The following is a 22,832-nucleotide window of genomic DNA, read 5'->3' as shown; positions in this document are numbered from 1 at the left end:
ATGATCATTATAGCATAGTTTATACGAAAAACAAATCAAAAAAAGTTGACGGCATTAAAGATACTGTTTGCGTCGTTGTATGAAGGACAAGGATCGAAGCGCGGTATTCTTGAAAAATCCGGTCTCGTGTGCTAGAATGACGTGACTACGGTACGGGAGGGATTTTTTTGTATGATAAAGTAGATACAAATTTGGATTTTGCCGCGCGCGAGAAAGCCGTTGTGGATTTTTGGCGCGAAAATCATATTGCACAGCAGGCGGTGGATCAGCGCGAGGGTGCGGAGACGTTCACGTTTTACGACGGCCCGCCGACGGCGAACGGCCGCCCGCACATCGGGCATGTGCTGACGCGCGTAATCAAGGACATGCTGCCGCGCTATCAGTCGATGAAGGGCAAGAAGGTTCTGCGCAAGGCAGGCTGGGACACGCACGGGCTGCCCGTGGAGCTCGAGGTCGAGAAGGCGATCGGCATCAACGGCAAGGAACAGATCGAAGAATACGGCATCGAGCCGTTCGTCAAGAAATGCCGCGAATCTGTCTGGACGTATAAGGCGATGTGGGAGGAGTTCTCCGACGTCGTCGGTTTTTGGGCGGATATGGAGCACCCCTACATCACCTACGAGAACAATTACATCGAGTCTGTGTGGTGGGCGCTCAGCGAAATCTATAAAAAAGGACTTCTTTATCAGGGACACAAGATCGTTCCGTACTGCCCGCGCTGCGGCACGCCGCTCTCCTCGCACGAGGTGGCACAGGGATACAAAGATGTCACGGAGCGTTCGGCAATCGTCAAGTTCAAGGCTGCCGATGAGGATGCGTATTTCCTCGCATGGACGACGACACCGTGGACGCTGCCGTCGAATCTCGGGCTCTGCGTGAACCCCGAGGTGACCTATGTGAAGGTGCGTGTCTACGGCAAGGTCTACTACCTCGCCGAGGCGCTGATGGACAGCGTATTTGAAGGCTCGTGGGGCGACCGTGAGATCCTCGCGACGATGAAGGGCAAGGAGCTCGAGTACCGCAAGTACGTGCCGCTCTACGATTTTGTCTCCGCGGATGTACGCGATAAGGCATTCTTCGTCATCTGCGACGACTATGTGACGACCGAGGACGGCACGGGCATCGTCCATACGGCACCGGCATTCGGTGAGGACGATAACCGCGTGTGCAGCAAATACGGGATGCCGTTCGTGCAGTTCGTCAACGACAAGGGCGAGATGACGGCGGAGACAAAATGGGCGGGCGTCTTTGTGAAGGACGCCGATCCGCTGATCCTTGCCGATCTCGAGGAGAGCGGCAAGCTCTTTAAGGCGCCCGAGTTCACGCACAACTATCCGCATTGCTGGCGCTGTGGCACGCCGCTGCTCTATTACGCGCGCGCTTCGTGGTTCATCAAGATGACGGCGGTGCGCGATGCACTCGTGAAGAACAACAACACGGTCAACTGGATTCCGAAGTCGATCGGCGAGGGGCGCTTCGGCAACTGGATCGAGCATGTGCAGGACTGGGGCATCAGCCGCAACCGCTACTGGGGCACGCCGCTGAACATTTGGAAATGTGACTGCGGGTGCGAGCGCTCGGTCGGTTCGATCGCGGAACTCCGGAAACTTCAGCCGAACTGCCCGGAGGACATCGAGCTGCACCGTCCGTACATCGACGAGATCACCTTCCCGTGCGAAAAATGCGGCGCTGCGATGCACCGCGTCCCCGAGGTCATCGACTGTTGGTTCGATTCCGGCGCGATGCCCTTTGCACAGTGGCACTACCCGTTCGAGAACAAAGAAATCTTCGAGAAATATTTCCCCGCGGACTTTATCTCCGAGGCGGTCGATCAGACACGCGGGTGGTTCTACTCGCTGATCGCGATCGGGACGCTGCTCTTTGACGAGAGCCCGTATCGGAACGTCATCGTGCTCGGGCATGTGCAGGACGAGAACGGACAGAAGATGTCGAAATCCAAGGGCAACGCCGTGGAGCCGATGGATGCGCTGCGCCGTCACGGCGCGGACGCGATCCGCTGGTATTTCTACGAGAACAGTGCGCCGTGGCTGCCGAATCGGTTCTCCCACGAGGCGGTGCAGGAGGGCGCGCGCAAGTTCATGGGGACGCTGTGGAACACCTACGCGTTCTATGTGCTCTATGCGAACATCGACGAATTTGACCCGACACAGCATACGATCTCCTACGAAAAGCTCTGCGTGATGGATCGTTGGCTGCTCTCGCGCCTGAACACGATGGTGCGCGCGGTGGACGAATACCTCGGGAGCTATCGTGTGACCGAGGCGGCAAAGGCGCTCCAGTCCTTTGTCGAAGAGCTGTCGAACTGGTATGTCCGCCGCAGCCGCAGCCGCTTCTGGGCGAAGGGCATGGAGCAGGACAAGATCGACGCGTATATGACGCTCTACACGGCGCTCGTGACGACGGTGAAGGCGGCGGCGCCGATGATCCCGTTCCTCACGGAGAGCATCTACCGCAATCTCGTCTGCTCCGTGGACAAGACGGCGCCGATCTCCGTGCATCTGACGGATTTCCCACAGGTGAACGAGTCGTACATCGACACGGAGCTCGAGGACAATATGGAGATCGTGCTCGAGGTCGTCACACTCGGACGTGCGGCGCGCAATGCGGCGAACATCAAGAACCGTCAGCCCGTCGGCAATATGTTCGTGAAGGCGGAACACCGCCTGCCGGAGTTCTTCGTCGAGATCATCGAGGACGAGCTGAACGTAAAGGCGGTGACATTCCGCGACGATATGTCGGACTTCCTCGCGTACCATGTAAAGCCGAATTTCCACGTCCTAGGACCCAAGGTCGGCAAGCAGATGGGCGCGGTCAAGAAAGCGCTCGAGGAGAGTGACGGTGCGGCGGTCAAGGAAGCTCTCGCGGGCGGCGGCTCCTATACGCTCACGCTCGCGGACGGCGATGTGACGGTGACGAGCGAGGACGTCGAGGTGACGGTCGCACAGCAGGAGGGCTACAACTGCCAGAGCTATGGCGGCGTCACCGTCGCGCTCGAGACGACGCTCACGCCCGCGCTCATCGAAGAGGGCTTTGTGCGCGAGATCATCAGCAAGGTGCAGACGATGCGCAAGGAATGCGGGCTTGAGGTGACGGATCACATCAGACTCGATCTTTCGGGCAATGCGAATCTCGAAGAGACCGCACGGAAGGACGAGGCGTTTATCCGCGAGATTACGCTCGCAGATTCCATTTCCTACGATGCGCCCGCAGGCACGAGCAAAGAGTGGAACATCAATGGAGAGAAATTGACGCTTTCCATCAAATAAGGAAAAAGACATTGGGAAAGTCGCCTGAATGAAGGACATCACTTCATTCAGGCGGCTTTTTCATATTGACATTATACGGGCATATCGTATAATGATAAAAAAGTCTATGAAGAGGAGGATGAACGCGATGGTTTGTTTTCATTACTTTGGGCACGCGGCGTTTCTGTTGGATGACGGCACGCATAGGATCCTTGTTGACCCATTCCTGACCGGGAACCCGACGGCAAGCGTTTCGGCGAACGACGTGGACTGCGATTATATCCTGCTCACTCACGCGCACGGGGATCATCTCGGCGATGCGCCGTCGATCGCGGCGCGCACGGGCGCGGCGATCGTTGCGATCCCGGAGGTCATTGACGTCTGTCAGGCGCAGGCACTCGCCGAGCTGAAATCGTTCCCAATGAATCTTGGAGGCTCGATCACACTGCCGTTCGGCAAGGTGCGCATGACGGTCGCGCATCACAGCGCGGGTGTGCCCGGCGGCGTTGCGTGCGGCTTTGTTATCTACATCGGGGATAAGGTCGTTTACTACGCCGGCGATACGGCGCTGTTCAGCGACATGCAGCTCATCGGGCGCAAGGATACGATCGACTATGCGGTGCTGCCCATCGGCGACAACTATACGATGGGACTCGAGGACGCGGCACAGGCGGCGCAGTGGGTCAACGCGAGCCATGTGATCCCCATTCACTATAATACATGGCTGGTCATCGAGCAGGAAGTCCACCGCTACAAGGAGGTCACGGAGGCGATGACGCGCGCAGCAGTCTGCATCGTTGCCCCGGGCGAAACACTCGAGCTTTGAGCGCGGGAAAAAAGTCACCGCTCCTCGTTCTTCTAGGGCCTACGGCGGTGGGCAAGACGGAGCTCTCACTACATCTGGCAGAGCACCTCCGGACGGACATCATCTCGGGCGATTCGATGCTGCTCTACCGCGGCTTTGACATCGGCAGCGCAAAGCCGACGGCGGAGGAGCGCGCCTCTGTGGTGCATCATCTCGTCGATATACTGGAGGCGGAGGAATCGTTCAGTGTGACGGATTTCGTCGCGCATGCCCGGCGACTGATTCCCCTGCATGAGGCAGCAGGGAAAATACCCTTCATCGTTGGTGGGACAGGACTTTATATCAAGGCGCTGATCGAGGGCTACGATTTCAACGCGACGCCGGGGAGTCAGCGGTTTCGTGCACGAATGCATCGTCTCGCTGCGTGCAGGGGGAATGTGTTCGTCCACGCGCTGCTCGCGCGGCGCGACCCGGAGACTGCCGCGCGTCTGCATCCAAACAATGTGCGGCGCGTGATCCGTGCGCTCGAGACATTTTATTGCGGTGGTGAGCGCATCTCGCAGGACAGCGCGCACCGCAAAGGCGAAACGGTTTACGATGCCTTTGTTATTGGACTCGTACGGGAACGTGCACATCTTTATGAGCGTATCAACGCACGCGTCGACGCGATGTTCGCGGCGGGACTCGTCGACGAGGTGCGGCGGCTTCTTGCAAGCGGTGTGGGGCGAGATGCCCCCGCGATGAAGGGCATCGGCTACAAGGAGACGGCGGCGTATCTCGCGGGCGAGATGCGTCTGGAAGAGACGATCGAACAGATCAAGACGGCAACGCGGCACTTTGCAAAGCGCCAAATGACATGGTACCGCAAAATGTCTTATATCCGCCGATATGATGCGGATACGCATACGGCGGCGGAACTCACGTGTCAGATTCTCGCCGATATAGAGACATGGCGGGAGAGCAAAGAAAGGGGATTTTTAGCATGACGGCAAAAATCATCAATTTACAGGACGGCTTCCTCAATCAAGTGCGAAAGGACAGCGTCCCCGTTATCATCCATTTGGTCAACGGCTTTCAGATCAAGGGCGTAGTCAAGGGGTTTGACAACTTTATCGTCATGGTTGACAGCATGGGGAAACAGCAGATGATTTATAAACATGCAATCTCCACCATCACGCCGTCCGCAACTGTCAAGGTGCCGATCGAGTAGCCGAAAGAAGAAAGCACGATGCTGCCGCACCGAATGAGGCGATTCGGCGCGGCGGTTTTTCTTTAGAGAGGAAGCACAATGAGAACGCGAGGGTTTGAAGTTGTTACGCTCTATGAGAGCAGCGGCGTTCATCTTCCGGAGCGCAAGACGGGCGCGAGCACGGGCTATGACTTTGCCGCAGCGGAGTCGGTCGAGATTGCGCCGGGCGAGGGGAAGCTCGTGCCGACAGGAGTGAAGGCGTATATGCAGGAAAATGAGGTGCTGTTGGTCTATATCCGTTCGAGTGCGGCGTTTAAGAAGCACCTCATGCTGATGAACGGCGTCGGCGTGATTGATGCGGACTACTATGGAAACGCGGAGAACGAAGGACATATCCTCATTCCAATCTTTAACTACGGTGCGGAGGCGGTGCGTATCGCGGCGGGCGAGCGCATCGCGCAGGGGATTTTCACCACCTACCTGACGGTGGACGGGGATGCGGCGGGACACGGCGCAGCGCGGACGGGCGGTTTTGGCTCGACGGGCGCATAGAGTTTTGACAGGCGGCATCATCTCATTTATAATAGAAAAGATAAAATCACATAAATCGGTGGGGGGTGAACCGTGCGGTGAGCACCTCGGGAGTATTATATGAAACTATCGACAAAGGGGCGGTACAGCGTTACGGCGCTCTATGAACTTGCCCTGCATTATGGGGAGGGCGTTGTACCGATTAAGACAATTGCAAAATCGCAGGGGATATCGGAGAACTATCTCGAACAGCTTATGCTGCCGCTACGGCGTGCGGGACTTGTAGAGAGCGTACGCGGTGCGCAGGGCGGCTATACGCTCTCCCGTCCGCCCGCAGAGGTGACCATTGGAGAGATCATCACGGCGGTGGAGGGGCCTATCGCGCTCGTTGACTGCCTGCTCACCGATGTGGATGCAGGGGATCAGAGCTGCGTTCATGCGGGCGCATGCGCGACGCGCCAAATTTGGGAAGAAGTATGCGCAGCAATCAATTCCGTGCTGAATAATATTTCCCTTGCGCATCTCCTGCGCGGCGATCACGCGCATGTTGGGTGCAATCAATGAGTGAGCGGATCGTCTATCTTGACCATGCGGCAACGACGCCGATTGATCCGCGTGTTTACGAGGCGATGCAGCCCTATCTCTCAGGCGTTTACGGGAACCCGTCGAGCCTGCATACGTTTGGTCAGCTTGCGCGGCGTGGTATCGATCGTGCACGGGAAAAGACAGCGGCGCTCATTGGGGCTCTGCCCGAAGAGATTTTCTTCACGAGCGGCGGCACGGAGAGCGACAACTGGGCGATTCGGGGGCTCGCGGAGGCGGGGCGCACTGCGGGGAAGGGGGCGCACATCGTTACCTCGTCCATTGAACATCATGCGGTGCTCGAGAGTTGCCGTGCGATGGAGCACCGCGGGTTTTCCGTTACCTATCTGCCGGTAGACACGGCGGGGCGCATCGATCCTGCGGATGTCTCGGCGGCGCTCCGGCAGGATACGGTACTCGTTTCGATCATGACGGCGAATAACGAGGTTGGGAGCATTCAGCCCATTGCAGAGATCGGGACACTGCTCCGTACACACGGCATCCCGTTCCATACGGATGCAGTGCAGGCGGTCGGTCATATCCCTCTCGACGTGAATGTGCTCGGCGTTGATGCGCTCTCTCTCTCCGCGCATAAATTTTATGGCGCAAAAGGGGTCGGCGCACTGTATGTGCGGCGCGGCACGGCCATCGCACCGTTTTTCTACGGCGGCGCCCAGGAGCGCGACATGCGCGCGGGGACAGAAAACACGGCGGGGATTGTCGCCTGCGGCAGAGCGGCGGAGATCGCATGTACCGAGCAGACCGCGGAGGAGGAACGCCTGCACGCCTATACGGAGCTCCTGCGCGAACGCATCGGAAGGATTCGGTCCATCTCGTTTCATGGAGATCGGGACAATCGGCTTGCCGGCGTCCTGAACTTCGGCATTGCGGGGATCGCACAGGACACGCTGCTCATTCGTCTTGATCTTGCAGGATTTGCCGTCTCGGCGGGGAGCGCGTGCAGCGCGGGTGCAGCGCAGGTATCGCATGTGCTGCGCGCAATGGGGTGTTCGGAGGATGTGGCACGCACCTGTATCCGCGTGAGCCTTGGACGCCACACTACGCGCGAGGATGTCCTTAGTTTTGCAGAGACGCTTGCGGCGATTGCAGAAGAACTGCAGTGAAATATTTGTCTTTATAGGGTACTTCATGTATAATTAGTATCAACGACACGATAAACAGAGAGCAACATTGTTCCGGGAGGAGATCTCATGGTTGGCGACGTCCTGCGAAAAGAGCGCGAGAAACAAGGGATGACGATTGCGGACATCGAAAAGGGAACGAGTATCCGTGCGCTATACATCGAGTGTATCGAGCGGGGCAATATTGAAGGATTGCCCGGAATGGTCTATGCCAAGGGGTTTGTCCGCAACTATGCGAGTTTTCTGCGGCTCGATGCGGAGAAACTTATGCAGCAGTTTGCCGAGGAGCAGGGAACACCGATCGCACCGCCCCCACCCGCAGAGGAAAAGCCGCACCGCGTTACGCTCAGCAGTGTAGGCGACGAATCGCTTTCCAAAATATCGATCGGCGGCAACGGTTCGTCGTCCTATGCAGGGATCTTTGGGAAACTCGCTGTGGGAATCATCGTCCTCGCCGCCCTCGTCGGCGGAGGGGCGGCACTCGTCTCCTATATCAATACACCGGCGCGTGAGACGGCGCAGGTACCGTCCGAAAAAACTACTGTCGCCGCACCCGCGGCAGAGGCGGACGCGGCGGATGAGGCGCGCAGTGCCGCCGCACAGGACGTTCGTGTCAGCATACACCTCAGCGAGCGCTGCTGGACAGAGGTGCAGGTGGACGGAGAAACCGTCTATGAAGGGATCCTCGAAGAAGGAGTGACTGAGAACTGGCAGGGCAAGGACAGTATTGTCGTGCGTGCGGGGAATGCGGGGGCAGTCGAGGTAACGGCGAACGGAAAGAAGCTTGGCAAGTTCGGCGCTGTCGGCGAGGTTGTCGAACGCCGCTTCACAAAGACGACAAAGGATCTGAAAGATACCGTAAGTATGCCCGCACCGCGCCCGTCCGCCGAGGCGGAGAAAACTCCGCAGCCCGTACGTTCGCCGAAGGACGCATCCAAGGACACAAAGAATATGCGGTAATATCGTGCATGAGGAAAGGTGGATCCGATGAAATGTCCTTTTTGCAAGCAGCCGGACAGCAGGGTCGTTGACTCCCGCGCCGCCGATGACGGGACGACGATTCGCCGCCGTCGCGAATGCCCTGAATGCGGGCGGCGATTTACCACCTACGAGGCAGTCGAAAAAATGCCGCTCATGGTGGTAAAGCGAGACAATCGCCGCGAGCCGTTCAGCCGTGACAAGCTGATGACGGGCATCATTCGTTCCTGTGATAAGCGGGACATCTCGATGGAGCAGATTACGAATTTTGTTGCCGAGATCGAACGTGACATCCGCAATCGTACGGAGCCGGAAGTTCCGTCCGAGAAGCTCGGCGAGATTGTGATGGAGCGGCTGAAGGATTTTGACGAGGTGGCATATATCCGCTTTGCCTCCGTCTATCGTAAATTTGACGATATTACAAATTTTATTGAGGAACTTGAAACACTGCGCGCGCACAAGGGGAAGGAGAAAGAGTAACGACGTGAAAGGAAGAGGCAGGGCGTGGATCAGCGATTGAAAAACGGCATTATCGCACGGCTCGCGCAGGAGCACGGGTATGTGAGAAGGCCGCCGGGCGGACGCACGCGCTTTGCTCTTGTCTATCCGAACACCTATTTTGTCGGCATGTCGAACCTCGGGCTGCATATCATCTATGATCTCCTCAATCGCCGCGGCGATACCGCGTGCGAGCGCGTCTTCCTGCCTGACCGCACGGAACTCCCGCGTTATGAGCGCACGCAGACGCCGATGATGAGCGTGGAGACGCAGACACCGCTTTCCTGTTTCGCCGTCATCGGCTTTGCCGTTTCCTTTGAGCCGGACTATTTTCACGTCGTCAAAATGCTTTCGCTCAGCCGTGTCCAAATACGTGCGGCGGAACGCGGTGACCGGGATCCTCTCGTTATTGCGGGCGGCCCCTGTGCGACATTCAACCCCGAGCCCCTTGCCGCCGTGGTCGACGCCTTCATCATCGGCGAGGGGGAGGAGACCGTCGGCGCTCTGATGGACGCCTATCATGAGGGGATGTGCGCGAGAGAGGATCGGGCGGCGCTGCTGCGGCGGCTCGCACACGTTCCCGGTGTGTATGTGCCCGCGCTCTATACGCCGTCCTTTGCACCTGGCGGGCGGATGACGGCACTTCTTCCCGCGGACGGCGCGCCGCCGCGTATTCGGCGGCAGTGGGTACGCGATCTCGACGCTTATCCGGCGCATACGATCATCGTCACCGACGATACGGAGTTCAATTTTTACCTCATTGAAACAGCCCGCGGCTGCGGGCGGCATTGCCGTTTTTGCATGGCGGGGTATTGTTTCCGCCGTCCGCGCAGCCGATCGCTCCCCGTGATCGAGGCGCAGGTGCGGGACGCCCTTTCCTATGGGAAAAAAATCGGTCTCATGGGCGCGGCGATTTCGGACTACCCGGAGATCGACGCGCTCTGCCGTTCCATCCTCGGGACGGGGCTGTCGATGTCTGTCGCCTCATTCCGTGCGGATTCGGTGACGCGTGAGCTCGTGGAATCCCTTGCTGCGAGTGGTCTGCGGACGCTCACGCTGGCTCCTGAGGCGGGCAGTGCGCGGATGCGCGCGGTCATCAACAAGGGGATCGAGGAACATCACCTCTTTACGGCGATCGATCTCGGTGCAGCGGCGCACATCCCGAATTTCAAGCTCTACATCATGGTCGGGCTTCCCTTTGAAGAGGATGCCGACATTGAGGCAATCATCGACCTCGCCGCGCGCCTGCGCGACTATATGGACGAGAAGGGCTGTAGGGGGACGCTGACGCTCAGTGTGAACCCCTTCGTGCCGAAGCCGTTCACGCCGTTCCAGTGGATGCCGATGGCGGATAAGAAGCGTCTCGACGCCGTTATGAAGCGGATCGTCACGGCGCTGCGCCGCCGCCCCCGCATCATCGTGCATTTCGAGTCGCCCAAGGAAGCGCTCGTACAGGCGATCCTTGCGCGCGGAGACCGCCGGCTCTCGGAGCCGCTGATCCGTGCCGCCGAGGGGCGCGGCGCAAAGGATCTCGTGCCGGAGATGAAAGTGGAGGGGCTTTCGCCGGACTTTTATCTGAATCCTGCATGGGCGGAGGACGACATCCTCCCGTGGGAACATCTCGATATGGGGTTTACGAAACATTATCTCAGACAGGAATATGTGCGGGCGCAGACGCTGAAATCGACGCCCTGTTGTACCGACGGGTGTACGCGGTGCGGTGTCTGCACGGGTGTGGAAAGGAAAATATCATGAGTTTTGTATTGCAGCGGATCGGCGATAATTTATGGAACGGGCGGCTGGACATCTTTCCCGAGGACAAAGTGGTACACGGCTTTTCGGCACGGCAGGGCGGGGTGAGCGCGGCGCCGTATGATACTCTGAACATGGCACTGCATGTCGGTGACGATCCTGCGGCCGTGTGGGAGAACCGCGTACGCTATATGCGGGCGATGGGACTTGATGCGGAGCGCATCTGCTCGGTGCGGCAGGTGCACGGAACGGAGATTGTGCGCGTCATGCGCCGTGATGCGGGGCGCGGGGCGCATGACTATGCGGACGCGATGGCGGACGCCGACGCGCTTATCACGAATGACTGCGGCGTGCCGCTCATGCTCTGCTTTGCCGACTGTGTGCCCGTTCTGCTCTATGATCCTGTGCGGCATGCGGGTGCGGTGATCCATGCGGGGCGTGACGGCACACTGCATCATATTGCGGCAAAGACCGCTCATCGCATGACTGAGGAGTTCGGGACGAAGCCCCGGGATCTCCTCGCAGGGATTGGACCCTCGATCAGCGCCGCGTGCTATCCTGTCGGTGCGGCGGAGGCAGCAGAGTTTCGCGCATCGATGCCCGGTCATGAAGCGGAAATCCTCGCGGAGAAAGACGGCGAGATACACCTCGATCTGTGGGCGGCAAACCGGATCCAGCTTATCGGGGCGGGCATTCCGGAGGAACAGATCGACTGTGCCAATATATGTACGGCGTGTGAAGGAACTTGGTATTATTCCTACCGTGCTTCGGGCGGGACAACGGGAAGACTGGCGGCGGTGATGGAGCTGAAATGAGCGACGATATCATGATATGCGAGCGCCTGCGAGCCGTTCGCGCGGAGATCGCACAGGCGCGGGCACGGCGTACCCATGTGCCAGTCGAGGCTCCCGTAGAGCTGATTGCCGTCACGAAGAATCACCCTGTGGAAGCGATGCGTACCGCGATCGACAGTGGTGTGATGAACATCGGGGAGAATCGCATCCAAGAAGCGCTTGATAAGGCGGAGACACTTGAGCGTGAAGCGAAATGGCACCTCATCGGACATTTACAGACCAATAAGGCAAAACACGCCGTACGACAGTTTGATCTCATTCATTCGGTTGATTCCGAGCATCTCGCCTCAGAAATCGATAAGGCGGCGGAAAAATTCGGCAAGGTGCAGAACATTCTCGTACAGGTCAATCTTGCACGCGAGGCGTCGAAGTCCGGCGTCTACCGTGAGGATTTAGATCCGCTGCTTCGGGCAGTCTCAGGGCTTCCTCATCTGCGCTTGCAGGGATTTATGTGCATTGCGCCGAATTATGACAATGAGGAGAAGTGCCGTCCTCTGTTCAGGGAGATGTACGAACTGTTTCAAGAAGCAAAGGAAAAGGAACCCCCCAAGGCGGATATTCGCTACCTCTCGATGGGCATGACGCACGATTACACCGTTGCGGTCGAAGAGGGCGCGAATCTTGTGCGCGTCGGTACGGCGATCTTTGGCGCACGCCAATACAATACTTAGGAGTGTGACACAGCAGTGAGCATTATCAAGAAAATATCAAAAACCATAGGTATTACCGCCGAAGACGAGGCGGAGGAAACCGAGGGACAGGAAAAAGAGACGGAGAGGAAATCCTCCGGCGTGACGGACATCGGATCGCGTGCGCGGCGCCCGGAGACCGGTGCCAATCTTTCGGGCTTTCCCGATTTTTCATCATCGACGGGCGGTACGTCATCCGCCGCATCGATTGATAATGTGGTTGCGGCGTACCGTATGAACGTTGTCGTCATTGAGCCGCAGACGTTTGACGATGCACAGCAGGTAGCTGCAAACCTGCAAAAGAAAAAGCCTGTCGTGCTGAACTTCGAAAAGACGGAGAAGAGCGTTGCAAACCGCATCATCGATTTTATCAGCGGGACAACCTATGCACTCAACGGCGATATTAAGAAAATCAGCAACAATGTCATCCTCTGTGCGCCGAGCAACGTCAATGTCAGCTACTCTGAGGAAGAGCATCGGCTGACCGACGACATGTCGTGGCTGAATCGGTAAATATCATGTGTGACAACCTGCGCATTGGAATCATCGGCGGCGGGGCGATGGCGGAGGCAATCATCGCGGGAGTGACATCCTCCGGTGCGGTTGCCGCACCGCATATATTCGTTTCGGAGCATAAGGCGGTGCGCTGCGACATGCTTGCGCACACCTACGGCGTTCATGCAGAAGTCGGGGCAGAACATTTTCTGTCCCGTATTGACATGCTTATTCTCGCAGTGAAACCTGCGGCGGCAGCCGCTGCTGTGCGAGAGACTGCAGAGCATCTGCGCGTTGGGGCATGTGTGCTCTCCATTGTTGCAGGTCTGAAAATCGCTGTGCTTGAGGAAGCATACCCGGGACATCCCGTTGTGCGTGCGATGCCGAATACGCCGCTCGCAGCGGGTGCGGGGATGTCGGCATATGCGTGTGGATCTCTCGCAGGGGATCGTGCGCGCGAGCTTACCGCGCTGATTCTTGGTGCTGCGGGGCGGACAACGGAGGTGCATGAGGCGGATATGGATGCCGTGACCGGACTCTCCGGCAGCGGTCCCGCCTATGCGTTCCTCATGATGGAGGCTCTGATCGAGGGCGGGGTCGCCGCAGGGCTGCGCCGTGATACGGCGACGCTGCTGACGGCACAGACCGTTCTCGGGGCAGCGGAGATGGTTCTGCGCGGAAAAATGTCACCTGCCGACCTGCGCGCAGCGGTGACAAGTCCCGCGGGAACAACTGCGGCGGGGCTTCGGGAATTGGAGTGTGGGAGTGTGCGCGCTGCATTCATGGAAGCTGTTCTTGCCGCAGCGCAGCGCGCAAGAGAATTGGGGAGGAATTAATGGCTTCGGAACAGAGGGAACGCATTCTGCGCTTTTATCGCGGGGGTGAGGGGGAAGAAACGGCAATGCGCCTGCTTGACCTTGCGGAAAACGTGATGAAAACGCAAAAATTTCGCATCACTCCCTTTCTCGATCCCTACGGGCAGGAGATCGCAGAGACCGTTCGCGCGAGCTATGACGGACTGCGGCTCGATTTTGACGGCGGATACGCGGGAGCGGAGCGGCAGCGCGCGATGCTCCTGCACGAGGATTTTGCAGGGACACCGGGCGGCTATGAGATCGTCTGCGTCACTGCGGCGTGGAACGGGCAGTTCGCGCATTTAATGCATCGCGATGTGCTCGGCGCGCTGATGGGGCTCGGCATCGACCGCGGCGGCGTGGGGGATATTCTTCTCGCCGGGGATACGGCGAAGATCCTCTGCGATACGAAAATGGCGCAGTTTATCATGGAAGAGCTCACGATGATCGGCGCCGTGCGCGTCACGACCACCCTCGGCGACCTCGCGGATATCGCACCGCGCGAAGAGCGGACGAAGGAGATCCGCGCGACTGTCGCGTCCCTGCGTCTCGACGCCATCGCTGCGGCGGGCTTTGGCATCTCGCGCAGCCGTGCGGCGGATGACATCGCGGCGGACAAGGTGAAACTCAACTGGCAGAGCGCAGGCAGCGCCTCGAAGAACATCAAACAGGGCGATGTGCTCTCCATGCGCGGACGCGGCAGACTAGAGGTCACGGAGGTGCGCGGGCAGACCAAGAAGGGACGCATCTCCGTCGTTCTGCATCGTTATTTCTAAGGGAAGGGCAGGGACGCATCGTGCTGACACCGAAGGACATTCAGGCGAAAGAATTTGGGAAGAGCTTCCGCGGCTTTGATGAGGCGGAGGTCAACGACTTCCTCAATGAGATCATCAAGGACTATACGGCGCTGCTCGAGGATAACGAAACGCTCCGGGCGGAGCTTGCGCGCGCGCAGAAGAGCAACGAAGAGTTTCACCGCATCGAACGGGGGATGCGCGATACGCTTATGGCGGCGCAAAAGACGGCGGAGGAAGTGACTGCGAACGCGAAGGAAACTGCAGATCAAATCCTTGAGAGTGCCGCGAAGAAAGCGCAGAACCTCTGTCGGGAGGCGGAAATCCGTTCCAAGGCACAGCTTGAGGAAGCCGCCGATAAGGTACGAGGCATCGTCGGCGAATACGAACGTCTTGTGCAGGAAAAGCATGCCTTTCTGCGTCGTATGAAGAGCAGCGTGCAGGAAGAATTGAAGCGGATTGACGAGGAGATTGCCGGCATGCCGGATATGACGGATTCCACAGGAACGCCGCAGCCTGTGGAAGCTCCCTCCAAAGAATAGGAAGGAAAACAAAACGAATGAGCGGACGATCGAAAGCCGCATTTCTTTTTTTTATCATTATGCTTGCCGACCAACTTGTAAAATTCTATGTGGAGACAGCGATGCTGCCGGGAGAAAGCATCCCCGTTGCGGCGGGAATCTTTCACATTACCTACGTGCTGAACCCGGGGGCTGCGTTCGGCATCTTCGCGCACAGCCGATCGCTCTTCCTCGGCGTTGCGGCGGCATTTTTCGTCGTGTTTCTGGGGTTCTATCCACGGCTGCGGCGCAGTGGTACGCTCATTCACTATGGGAGTGTTGCTCTCGCGGCGGGGGCGGTGAGCAATATGATCGACCGTGTGCGTACTGGGCATGTCGTGGATTTCTTTGACTTCCGTGTGTGGCCTGTGTTCAACATTGCCGACATTGCCATTGTGATCGGTACCGCTGCCGTGCTGTGGGCATTATTTGTGCAGAATAAGGAGCTGCCGCGATGAACCGATATATTGCGGACTGCGCGGGAGAACGTCTGGATGTCTTTCTTGCGCGCCAAATGGAGAATTGCTCGCGCAGCTATGTGCAGCGCCTCATCACGGACGGCAATGTCCGTGTGGATGGCGCGCCGGTCAAACCGAATTATAAGCTGCGCAGCGGGGAGGAAATCTGCTGCACCGTGCCGCCCGCCGAGGAGGTTGTGATCGCAGCGGAGGATATCCCGCTCGATGTTCTCTATGAGGACGAGGACATTATCGTAATCAATAAGGAGCGCGGGATGGTCGTTCATCCCGCCGCGGGCAATCTCACGGGGACGCTTGTCAACGCGCTTCTCTTCCGCTGCCGCGATCTCTCCGGCATCAACGGAGAGCTGCGCCCCGGCATCGTGCACCGGCTCGACAAGGATACCTCCGGCGTCATGGTTGCCGCGAAGAACGATATGGCACATCATTTTCTCGCGCAGCAGATACGGAGCAAAGCCGCGCGGCGCGAATACCGCGCCCTCCTGCACGGAAACATCGCCGAACGCGCGGGCGTTATCACGGGCGATATCGGGCGGCACCCGACCGACCGCAAGCGCATGGCAATCGTCCGCAGCGGCGGTAAATCCGCGACCACGCATTTCGAAGTGCTCGAACGATTCGGTGACTATACGTTCGTCAGCTGCGTACTCGAGACGGGGCGGACGCATCAGATTCGCGTTCATATGACGAGCATCGGACATCCGCTCGTCGGCGATGCGAAGTACACGGCGATGAAAAATCCCTTTGGAATACATGGACAGGCGCTGCACTCACATATCCTCACCCTGGCGCATCCGCGCACGGGTGCGCAGATGAGGTTCACCGCGCCGCTTCCCGCCGATATGGAGGATATCCTGCACCGTCTGCGCGCAGGCAGATAAGGAGAGAAGCATGACCGCATTCAAAGAAAAAGCCGTTCTCATGGATGCTGACGGCATTCGTCGCGCCCTCCTGCGCATCTCTCATGAGATCGTCGAGAAGAACAAGGGGACGGAGCATCTTGTGCTCGTCGGCATCCGCACGCGCGGCGTCTTTATCGCGGAGCGTATCGCGACTGAGATTGCACGCATCGAGGGCATCGCTCCCCCGCGCGGCGTACTTGACATCACGCTCTACCGCGATGACCTTAACGAGCTTTCCTATCAGCCGCTTGTGCGCCCGACGGAGATGCCGCAGGGCATCACGGGCAAGACGGTTGTGCTCGTCGACGATGTACTCTATACCGGGCGCACAATCCGCGCCGCGATGAATGCACTCCTCGACATCGGACGTCCGAAGAGCATTCAACTCGCCGTCCTCATCGACCGGGGGCACCGCGAGCTGCCCATCCGTGCCGACTATGTCGGAAAAAATGTGCCGACGGCGGCGCACGAGGATGTTTCCGTTCAATTATATGACACCGATGCGGAGGAAAAAGTCGTCATTCGCGAATGCATATGAAGAACATCCGCATCACGGTATCTATATCATCCTGCAGCGTGTGGCGCAGCATGCCGGCGGGAGCGGCATCCATCCGCCGGATACGCTCAGAACAGGACATTTGCACCGAGGTTAATATCCTAGTGCAAGTGTCCTTTCTTTTTATCCCTTGACGGCAGTTTTACAATAGGGTTATAATCGAAATGGAAAGACGAATGAAATCTCATCGGCAACTTCCCAAGCAGACGGTATTGGGAGATACGGAGCAATCGTATGATTTTTTTTGGCGACCCACAAAAGTCAATGCTGGATGATGAACAGTCTGCACCGGACGAACTTGAGGCAGGCGAAATCGAAGAGGCGGACGAGCCGGAAAGCGAGATGCCCGAAAACAGCATCTACGAAGGCTATACGGATGAGGAATTACTTGTCCATATCCGTACGCACGAGGGCAACGAGGCACTTGATTACCTCGTCAATAAGTACCGGAACTTCGTGCGCTCAAAAGCACGTTCCTACTTCCTCATCGGTGCAGATCGTGAGGATATCGTGCAGGAGGGCATGATCGGCTTCTTTAAGGCGATTCGTGATTTCCGCGAGGATAAGCTCTCTTCGTTCCGCGCATTCGCCGAGCTGTGCGTCACGCGGCAGATCATTACGGCGATCAAGACGGCGACGCGGCAAAAACACATCCCGCTGAACTCCTATGTCTCGCTCAATAAGCCCATCTATGACGAGGACTCCGACCGCACGCTGCTCGACGTCCTTTCGGGCGCGCGCATCAGCGACCCGGAGGAGCTGGTCATCAGCCGCGAGGAGTTCGTCGATATTGAGAAAAAGATGGAGGAGATTCTGAGCGACCTCGAATGGCGCGTCCTCATGAGCTATCTCGACGGCAAATCCTATCAGGAGATCGCCGTCGATCTCCATCGTCAGGTGAAGTCCATCGATAACGCGCTTCAGCGCGTCAAGAGAAAACTCGAGAAGTATATGGAGTCGCGCGGCGAGGAACTGGACATCGGCACCGTTTACCGCGGACTGACGACGATCAACCGTACGGTGGGAGTACCCTGAGGAGGTCTTGTTATGTGGAAGAAAGCTCTGTTCGGCGTATGCGCCGTCCTTCTATGCGCACTGTTCATCACTGTGCCGCACGCATATGCTGCGGATCAGATTACCAGTGCGGAGAAGCCGAAGCGCATTGAGCTCGTGCTCGTCATTGATAAGAGCGGCTCCATGGGCGGACTCGAGTCCGATACCATCGGCGGCTTTAACAGTATGGTCGAAAAACAACGTGCACTCCACATTCCCGTCCGTGTGACGGCAGTCCTCTTCAACGACGAGGTGCAGACACTCTATGATCGAAAGGCGATTTGGCGTGTTCCGCCGCTGACCGACCATGACTATGTGACAGGCGGGACAACGGCGCTGCTCGACGCCGTTGGCACGACGATCCGACGCATGGAGCGGGCGGACGGCATCACTGCGCCGGGGACAAAGGTTGTCTTCGTCATCATCACCGACGGACTTGAGAATGCAAGCACAGAGTTCACCCGGGCAGCGGTCAAACGTATGATTTCCGATAAACAGGAAATGGACGGCTGGTCGTTCATCTATCTCGGCGCGAACATCGACGCCGCAGAGGAGGCGGGCGCCATCGGCGTCGATCGGGAGAATGCCGTGACGTACAGCAATACGCACACGGGTGTCCGTGCCAACTATGACGCCGTCAGCGCCTACGTCAAGGAAGCCGCCGAAGAATCCGGTGCAGAGCGAGGCGCATGGAAGCGGCATGTCGAGCAGGATGCGGCGAAATAAGGGCATATCCGATTGACAATAAGTAAAAAACAGTGTATTCTATCAAGTATAGTTATGAATCCATAATTAAATATCAAGAGACAGGTGCGGCGCCTGCGGGCGCACGCTTAATAGGGAAGCCGGAAGAGCCGGCGCGGTCCCGCCGCCGTGAGGGGAGCGAATCTGCATAATGTCACTGAGAGATGCCAAGATCTCTTGGGAAGGCGCAGAGGAGCGATGAACCGAGCCGGAAGAACTGCCTGTCTGACAGTCACCGTGTGCTTTGGCACAGACCCGCGAGCGATGGGAAGGGGACTCTCACGGATTCTTTGTATGGAATCGGAGGGCTTTCTCGTTATGGCGGGGGAAGCCTTTTTATATTTCTGTTGGGAGGAATTATGATGAAGAGTTGGAAGAAAATGCTGGTCGCTTCGCTTGCATGCTCCGCGATGTTTGGGGTTGCTTATACTCCGGCTGAGGCGGCGTATGAGCTGAACCCGGAGGTCAAGACAGCGACGCCTGCACTGATGGAGGCTGCGCAGATCGGCGTTCTGAAGTATGAAAACCCGCAGATGATGAATTACACGAACAAGGATGCCATCGTTGTGGCGAGCTTTGGTACGACGTTCAAAGACACGCGGGAGAAGACCATCGAGGCAACGGTGGACGCTATTCGGGCGGCTCATCCGGGCGTAAAGGTCGTCACGGCATTCACCTCCCATATCATCATTGACCGCATCGCGAAGAACGAGGGCAAGAAGTATCCGACCCCCGAAGAGGCGCTCGCACAGCTCAAAGCAGACGGCTACTCCCGTGTAGCTCTTGTCTCGCTCGACGTCATTCCGGGTATGGAGTATTCTTATCTGACGGCCGTATTCCATAACTACAAGGAACAGTTCAAGAAGATGACCTGCGGTACATCTCTCATGTACTGGCAGGGACAGGAAGACCAGTCTGATGACGTAACCGAAGCGATTAAGGCGCTCGCCACGCAGTTCCCTGACCGCGGCAAGCACGATGCACTGCTCATCATGGCACACGGAACGCCGCAGCCGTCGAATGCGTATTACTCCGTCATTCAGGCAAAGATTGATGAGATGCAGTATAATAACGTGTTTGTTTACACGGTAGAGGGCTGGCCCAGCCTTGAAACGGTTATTCCAAAGCTCAAGAAAGCCGGCATCAAGAACGTCACGCTCATGCCGATGATGATGGTTGCAGGCGATCATGCCAACAACGATATGGCGGGCGACGATAAGGATTCGCATAAGTCTGTTTTGGAAGCCGCAGGGTTTAAGGTATCCACCTATCTGCATGGTATTGGTGAGAACGCAGCGATCCGCGATCTCTATGTCCATCGTGCAAATGATGCGTGGGATGCGCTTGAAAAATAAGATAAGTATCTAAGTATATAGAGATAAAATCGGGCTGCTGCACAGTGCGTGCGGCGGCTCTTTTTTGCTGCGCTCTTCATTTTTCGCGCCCACCCTGCTATAATAAAGTATCTATCGTATACAAAGGAGTTTACGGATGAAACTTTCAATCGTCGGCACAGGGATGATCGCGCGCGAGGCTCTCGTCGCGCTGCGTGCCGTGCAGGGCATCGAGGTCGTGTGCATCTGCGCGCGTCCGCACAGCAGAGAAAAAGCTGCGGAGCTCGCGCGTGAGTTTGGTATCGCGCAGGTCATGACGGACTATGAAGAAATGCTCCGGTCACATATAGCGAATTTTGTCTATCTCGGCATCGTCAACAGCGCGCATTTTGACTATGCGCGGCGCGCCGTCGAGTCGGGCTGGCATGTGATCGTCGAGAAACCGTTCACGTCGACGCTCGCTGAGGCGGAAGAGCTGATCGCGCGCGCGCGTGCCGGGCGCCGCTTCGTTTTCGAGGCGGTTACGCCGCTGTTCCTGCCGAACTACGAGGGGCTCCTCAAGGCGCTGCCGCATCTCGGGCTTGTCCGTGCAGTACAGGCAAATTTCTCCCAGTATTCGAGCCGCTATGACCGCTATCTCGCGCGGGACGTCGCGCCCGCGTTCGATCCTGCATGTTCGGGCGGCGCACTCTATGATCTCAATGTATATAATTTGGAACTCATTATCTCTATGTTTGGTCGTCCGCAGAGCGCTGCCTATACTGCAAATATCGGCTTTAACGGCATCGATACCTCGGGGGTTATGACGCTGCGATATGACGGGTTTTTCGCGACGCTCACGGCGGCGAAGGACAGCGCGAGTCCGTCCTTTTTCATGGTACAGGGTGAGGCGGGGTGGCTGCGTGCCGACGGGACGCCGAACGAACTCGCCTCCTATACGGTATGCCTGCGCGGCGCCGCGCCTGAGACGCATACGCTGAACCGACACGCACACCGCATGACGCACGAGTTCGAGGCATTCCGCAGTATCTACGCGCGGGACGAATATGCACGCGTGGAGGAGGGACTGCGCACAACGCGCGAGGTCATGGCAGTGATGGAGAAGGCACGCCATTTGGCGGGCATCCAGTTCCGCGCGGACTAGTGCGTCATGAGCGATATGATGATCGAGATGGAGGATCTCGTTAAAAAATTTCCCCATACGAACGAAGCACAGGAAAAATCGTGGAAGACTGCCGTCGCAGGCGTCTCTCTCTCGGTCGGCGCGGGCGAGGTGTTCGGACTGCTAGGGCCAAACGGCGCGGGCAAGACGACCATCATCCGGATGCTCACGATGCAGACGCGCCCGACGAGCGGGCGCATTCGTATCGGCGGGCGAAATCCGGAGACGGACGCGCAGGCGATCAAGGAGCGCATCGGCGTTGTGCCGCAGCATGTGAATTTTGACCAGGAGCTGAGCGTCTGGCAGAACATGGAGCTGCACGCGCGTCTCCATCATATTGGGGCGGCGGAGCGGACAGCGCGCATCGAGCGTCTGCTTGCCGAGATGTCTCTGACGGAGGTACGCAACGACGGTGTGCGCCGTCTCTCGGGCGGCATGAGCCGCCGCCTGCTCATTGCGCGCGCGCTGATCCACGAGCCGCAGGTGCTCTTCCTCGACGAGCCGACGGTCGCGCTTGACCCGCAGATTCGCCGCCGCATTTGGGACTTTGTGCGCGAGCTCGCGCGGCGCGGGGTGACGGTATTCCTGACGACGCATTATATCGAGGAGGCGGAAGCGCTCTGCGACCGTGTCGCCATCATCAATAAGGGGCTGCTCGTCGACTTGCGGACGCCGCGCGATTTCTGCGCGCATCTCGGCGACTTTGCCGTGGAGTGGGACGAAGAGGGCGGGCGTGCCTATCGGTTCTTCCACACGCGCGAGGAGGCACGCGCGCATGTGCGTCTCCTCGAAGAGCGGATGCGGCGCGTGCTCCTGCGCCCGACAAATCTCGAGGACGTGTTCATCGAGCTGACGGGGCGAAAGGAGGGACTCTGATGTGCGGCGATATTTGGACTGTGTTCTGGCGGGACTGGATTGTCCTGCGGCGCCGCCTTGTGAAATATGTGCTGAGCCGGATGGTTTCGCCGTTCATGTTCCTCATCGCGTTCGGCTGGGGGCTGGGGCGAAGCATCGACGTCGGGAGCGGGTCGTACCTCGACTTCCTCGTGCCGGGGCTGCTCGCGATGAACTCCATGAACGTCAGTTTTAACGGCATCATCTCGGTGCACGCGGAGCGCATGTACCACCGGAGTCTTGAAGAATATTTAATTGCGCCGATTCGCCCCGATGCGTTTGTCATCGGCAAGGTTGCGGGGGCGGTGCTGCGCGGGATGATCTCCTCGGTTATCATCATCGCGCTCAGCTGTCTCTTCGGCGCACATTTTGCGATCACGCCGCTCTTTGTGCTCGTCCTCATCATGAACTGCATGATCTTCGCCGAGGTCGGCTTCCTCGCGGCGATGTATATCACGACCTATGAGGAAATGGGGCAGGTCAACCTCTACATCCTCATGCCGATGTCCTTTCTCTGCGGGACGTTCTTCTCGACGGGCGCGCTGCCGGACATCGTGCGGTGGCTTGTCGAGATCCTGCCGCTGACGCATACGAGTCATCTCCTGCGCTCGCTCGGCGGGACGGGCGAGTTCTCCGCGCTGTCGCTTGCGGTGGTCGCGGCATATGCGCTCTTTGGGCTGTGGCTCGGCACATGGAAATTTCGGCGTCTCACGGACTAA

Annotated in this window: 25 protein-coding genes and 1 riboswitch; all 25 genes read left to right on the top strand. The window is 58.1% G+C overall.

The features are described 5' to 3' along the window. Window positions 1-167: 167 nt before the first annotated feature. The 25 genes from ileS (at window position 168) to K341_RS0104035 (ending at window position 22,832) form a co-directional block, all read left to right on the top strand. A complete protein-coding gene (ileS, locus tag K341_RS0104155) occupies window positions 168-3,287 on the top strand; it encodes an isoleucine--tRNA ligase (RefSeq protein WP_026761954.1) in 3,120 nt (1,039 codons plus the stop codon). Window positions 3,288-3,414: 127 nt separating this feature from the next. Continuing rightward, complete coding sequence (locus tag K341_RS0104150; RefSeq protein ID WP_026761953.1) at window positions 3,415-4,092, top strand: metal-dependent hydrolase; 678 nt, start codon at window positions 3,415-3,417, stop codon at window positions 4,090-4,092. Further along, window positions 4,089-5,057, top strand: coding sequence for a tRNA (adenosine(37)-N6)-dimethylallyltransferase MiaA (miaA, locus tag K341_RS0104145; RefSeq protein WP_009350512.1), 969 nt, complete (start codon window positions 4,089-4,091; stop codon window positions 5,055-5,057). Before K341_RS0104150 ends, miaA begins: the two co-directional genes overlap by 4 nt. After that, window positions 5,054-5,281: an RNA chaperone Hfq gene (gene hfq / locus K341_RS0104140; RefSeq protein WP_009350513.1), complete on the top strand. Its 228-nt coding sequence runs from the start codon at window positions 5,054-5,056 to the stop codon at window positions 5,279-5,281. The genes miaA and hfq overlap by 4 nt, the downstream gene beginning before the upstream one ends. 78 nt (window positions 5,282-5,359) lie before the next feature. After that, window positions 5,360-5,812: a dCTP deaminase/dUTPase family protein gene (locus K341_RS0104135; protein ID WP_026761952.1), complete on the top strand. Its 453-nt coding sequence runs from the start codon at window positions 5,360-5,362 to the stop codon at window positions 5,810-5,812. A gap of 99 nt (window positions 5,813-5,911) precedes the next feature. Further along, complete coding sequence (locus K341_RS0104130) at window positions 5,912-6,355, top strand: RrF2 family transcriptional regulator (protein WP_009350515.1); 444 nt, start codon at window positions 5,912-5,914, stop codon at window positions 6,353-6,355. Next, the gene (locus tag K341_RS0104125; protein WP_026761951.1) at window positions 6,352-7,497 is read left to right on the top strand and encodes a cysteine desulfurase family protein; all 1,146 of its coding nucleotides are present in this window, start codon (window positions 6,352-6,354) and stop codon (window positions 7,495-7,497) included. The genes K341_RS0104130 and K341_RS0104125 overlap by 4 nt, the downstream gene beginning before the upstream one ends. Window positions 7,498-7,584: 87 nt before the next feature. Then, window positions 7,585-8,475: a helix-turn-helix domain-containing protein gene (locus tag K341_RS0104120; protein WP_026761950.1), complete on the top strand. Its 891-nt coding sequence runs from the start codon at window positions 7,585-7,587 to the stop codon at window positions 8,473-8,475. 27 nt (window positions 8,476-8,502) lie between these two features. Further along, complete coding sequence (nrdR, locus tag K341_RS0104115) at window positions 8,503-8,973, top strand: transcriptional regulator NrdR (RefSeq protein WP_009350518.1); 471 nt, start codon at window positions 8,503-8,505, stop codon at window positions 8,971-8,973. 24 nt (window positions 8,974-8,997) lie between these two features. Beyond that, on the top strand, window positions 8,998-10,746 hold the full coding sequence (locus K341_RS0104110; protein ID WP_026761949.1) for a radical SAM protein: 1,749 nt from the start codon (window positions 8,998-9,000) through the stop codon (window positions 10,744-10,746). After that, on the top strand, window positions 10,743-11,558 hold the full coding sequence (pgeF, locus tag K341_RS0104105; protein WP_009350520.1) for a peptidoglycan editing factor PgeF: 816 nt from the start codon (window positions 10,743-10,745) through the stop codon (window positions 11,556-11,558). The genes K341_RS0104110 and pgeF overlap by 4 nt, the downstream gene beginning before the upstream one ends. Continuing rightward, window positions 11,555-12,268: a YggS family pyridoxal phosphate-dependent enzyme gene (locus tag K341_RS0104100; protein WP_026761948.1), complete on the top strand. Its 714-nt coding sequence runs from the start codon at window positions 11,555-11,557 to the stop codon at window positions 12,266-12,268. Before pgeF ends, K341_RS0104100 begins: the two co-directional genes overlap by 4 nt. A gap of 15 nt (window positions 12,269-12,283) precedes the next feature. Continuing rightward, window positions 12,284-12,799 (top strand): cell division protein SepF, encoded by a 516-nt coding sequence (locus K341_RS0104095; RefSeq protein ID WP_009658253.1) that lies wholly within the window; start codon window positions 12,284-12,286, stop codon window positions 12,797-12,799. A gap of 5 nt (window positions 12,800-12,804) precedes the next feature. Beyond that, window positions 12,805-13,617 carry a pyrroline-5-carboxylate reductase gene (proC, locus tag K341_RS0104090; RefSeq protein ID WP_026761947.1) on the top strand — a complete coding sequence of 271 codons (813 nt, stop codon included), beginning with the start codon at window positions 12,805-12,807 and terminating at the stop codon, window positions 13,615-13,617. Then, entirely contained in the window at window positions 13,617-14,411 is a 795-nt protein-coding gene (locus K341_RS0104085; protein WP_026761946.1) for a YlmH family RNA-binding protein, read from the top strand. The genes proC and K341_RS0104085 overlap by 1 nt, the downstream gene beginning before the upstream one ends. Window positions 14,412-14,431: 20 nt before the next feature. Then, window positions 14,432-14,971 (top strand): DivIVA domain-containing protein, encoded by a 540-nt coding sequence (locus K341_RS0104080; protein WP_026761945.1) that lies wholly within the window; start codon window positions 14,432-14,434, stop codon window positions 14,969-14,971. A gap of 17 nt (window positions 14,972-14,988) precedes the next feature. Then, window positions 14,989-15,447, top strand: a complete 459-nt coding sequence (gene lspA, locus K341_RS0104075) for a signal peptidase II (RefSeq protein ID WP_009658230.1) — start codon at window positions 14,989-14,991, stop codon at window positions 15,445-15,447. Then, on the top strand, window positions 15,444-16,349 hold the full coding sequence (locus tag K341_RS0104070; protein ID WP_026761944.1) for an RluA family pseudouridine synthase: 906 nt from the start codon (window positions 15,444-15,446) through the stop codon (window positions 16,347-16,349). The genes lspA and K341_RS0104070 overlap by 4 nt, the downstream gene beginning before the upstream one ends. 10 nt (window positions 16,350-16,359) lie before the next feature. Next, the gene (pyrR, locus tag K341_RS0104065) at window positions 16,360-16,908 is read left to right on the top strand and encodes a bifunctional pyr operon transcriptional regulator/uracil phosphoribosyltransferase PyrR (RefSeq protein ID WP_009350528.1); all 549 of its coding nucleotides are present in this window, start codon (window positions 16,360-16,362) and stop codon (window positions 16,906-16,908) included. 252 nt (window positions 16,909-17,160) lie between these two features. Beyond that, window positions 17,161-17,961, top strand: coding sequence for an RNA polymerase sporulation sigma factor SigH (gene sigH / locus K341_RS0104060; RefSeq protein WP_009350529.1), 801 nt, complete (start codon window positions 17,161-17,163; stop codon window positions 17,959-17,961). Window positions 17,962-17,973: 12 nt separating this feature from the next. Then, a complete protein-coding gene (locus tag K341_RS0104055) occupies window positions 17,974-18,705 on the top strand; it encodes a vWA domain-containing protein (protein WP_026761943.1) in 732 nt (243 codons plus the stop codon). A gap of 65 nt (window positions 18,706-18,770) precedes the next feature. Further along, a riboswitch (cobalamin riboswitch) is annotated at window positions 18,771-18,962 on the top strand. Between the two features lie 123 nt (window positions 18,963-19,085). Then, a complete protein-coding gene (locus K341_RS0104050; protein ID WP_026761942.1) occupies window positions 19,086-20,078 on the top strand; it encodes a sirohydrochlorin cobaltochelatase in 993 nt (330 codons plus the stop codon). 136 nt (window positions 20,079-20,214) lie between these two features. After that, window positions 20,215-21,201 carry a Gfo/Idh/MocA family protein gene (locus K341_RS0104045; protein WP_026761941.1) on the top strand — a complete coding sequence of 329 codons (987 nt, stop codon included), beginning with the start codon at window positions 20,215-20,217 and terminating at the stop codon, window positions 21,199-21,201. A gap of 6 nt (window positions 21,202-21,207) precedes the next feature. After that, window positions 21,208-22,095 carry an ABC transporter ATP-binding protein gene (locus K341_RS0104040; protein WP_026761940.1) on the top strand — a complete coding sequence of 296 codons (888 nt, stop codon included), beginning with the start codon at window positions 21,208-21,210 and terminating at the stop codon, window positions 22,093-22,095. Then, window positions 22,095-22,832, top strand: coding sequence for an ABC transporter permease (locus tag K341_RS0104035; RefSeq protein ID WP_026761939.1), 738 nt, complete (start codon window positions 22,095-22,097; stop codon window positions 22,830-22,832). Before K341_RS0104040 ends, K341_RS0104035 begins: the two co-directional genes overlap by 1 nt.

It is taken from the genome of Centipeda artemidis DSM 19719 (genome assembly GCF_000426665.1).
GTDB lineage: Bacteria > Bacillota > Negativicutes > Selenomonadales > Selenomonadaceae > Centipeda > Centipeda artemidis.
Note: the sequence above shows the minus strand (reverse complement) of the source record. Positions and strands in the feature narration are given on the sequence as shown.

What these genes read in the sequence shown, in the direction of transcription:
- pgeF (WP_009350520.1), top strand. Translation starts at nt 10,743, where the DNA reads ATGAGTTTTGTATTGCAGCGGATCGGCGATAATTTATGGAACGGGCGG.
- K341_RS0104040 (WP_026761940.1), top strand. Translation starts at nt 21,208, where the DNA reads ATGAGCGATATGATGATCGAGATGGAGGATCTCGTTAAAAAATTTCCC.
- K341_RS0104130 (WP_009350515.1), top strand. Translation starts at nt 5,912, where the DNA reads ATGAAACTATCGACAAAGGGGCGGTACAGCGTTACGGCGCTCTATGAA.
- hfq (WP_009350513.1), top strand. Translation starts at nt 5,054, where the DNA reads ATGACGGCAAAAATCATCAATTTACAGGACGGCTTCCTCAATCAAGTG.
- K341_RS0104035 (WP_026761939.1), top strand. Translation starts at nt 22,095, where the DNA reads ATGTGCGGCGATATTTGGACTGTGTTCTGGCGGGACTGGATTGTCCTG.
- pyrR (WP_009350528.1), top strand. Translation starts at nt 16,360, where the DNA reads ATGACCGCATTCAAAGAAAAAGCCGTTCTCATGGATGCTGACGGCATT.
- K341_RS0104125 (WP_026761951.1), top strand. Translation starts at nt 6,352, where the DNA reads ATGAGTGAGCGGATCGTCTATCTTGACCATGCGGCAACGACGCCGATT.
- K341_RS0104150 (WP_026761953.1), top strand. Translation starts at nt 3,415, where the DNA reads ATGGTTTGTTTTCATTACTTTGGGCACGCGGCGTTTCTGTTGGATGAC.
- K341_RS0104070 (WP_026761944.1), top strand. Translation starts at nt 15,444, where the DNA reads ATGAACCGATATATTGCGGACTGCGCGGGAGAACGTCTGGATGTCTTT.
- K341_RS0104135 (WP_026761952.1), top strand. Translation starts at nt 5,360, where the DNA reads ATGAGAACGCGAGGGTTTGAAGTTGTTACGCTCTATGAGAGCAGCGGC.
- K341_RS0104100 (WP_026761948.1), top strand. Translation starts at nt 11,555, where the DNA reads ATGAGCGACGATATCATGATATGCGAGCGCCTGCGAGCCGTTCGCGCG.
- proC (WP_026761947.1), top strand. Translation starts at nt 12,805, where the DNA reads ATGTGTGACAACCTGCGCATTGGAATCATCGGCGGCGGGGCGATGGCG.
- sigH (WP_009350529.1), top strand. Translation starts at nt 17,161, where the DNA reads ATGATTTTTTTTGGCGACCCACAAAAGTCAATGCTGGATGATGAACAG.
- K341_RS0104055 (WP_026761943.1), top strand. Translation starts at nt 17,974, where the DNA reads ATGTGGAAGAAAGCTCTGTTCGGCGTATGCGCCGTCCTTCTATGCGCA.
- K341_RS0104045 (WP_026761941.1), top strand. Translation starts at nt 20,215, where the DNA reads ATGAAACTTTCAATCGTCGGCACAGGGATGATCGCGCGCGAGGCTCTC.
- K341_RS0104050 (WP_026761942.1), top strand. Translation starts at nt 19,086, where the DNA reads ATGAAGAGTTGGAAGAAAATGCTGGTCGCTTCGCTTGCATGCTCCGCG.
- K341_RS0104085 (WP_026761946.1), top strand. Translation starts at nt 13,617, where the DNA reads ATGGCTTCGGAACAGAGGGAACGCATTCTGCGCTTTTATCGCGGGGGT.
- K341_RS0104120 (WP_026761950.1), top strand. Translation starts at nt 7,585, where the DNA reads ATGGTTGGCGACGTCCTGCGAAAAGAGCGCGAGAAACAAGGGATGACG.
- lspA (WP_009658230.1), top strand. Translation starts at nt 14,989, where the DNA reads ATGAGCGGACGATCGAAAGCCGCATTTCTTTTTTTTATCATTATGCTT.
- nrdR (WP_009350518.1), top strand. Translation starts at nt 8,503, where the DNA reads ATGAAATGTCCTTTTTGCAAGCAGCCGGACAGCAGGGTCGTTGACTCC.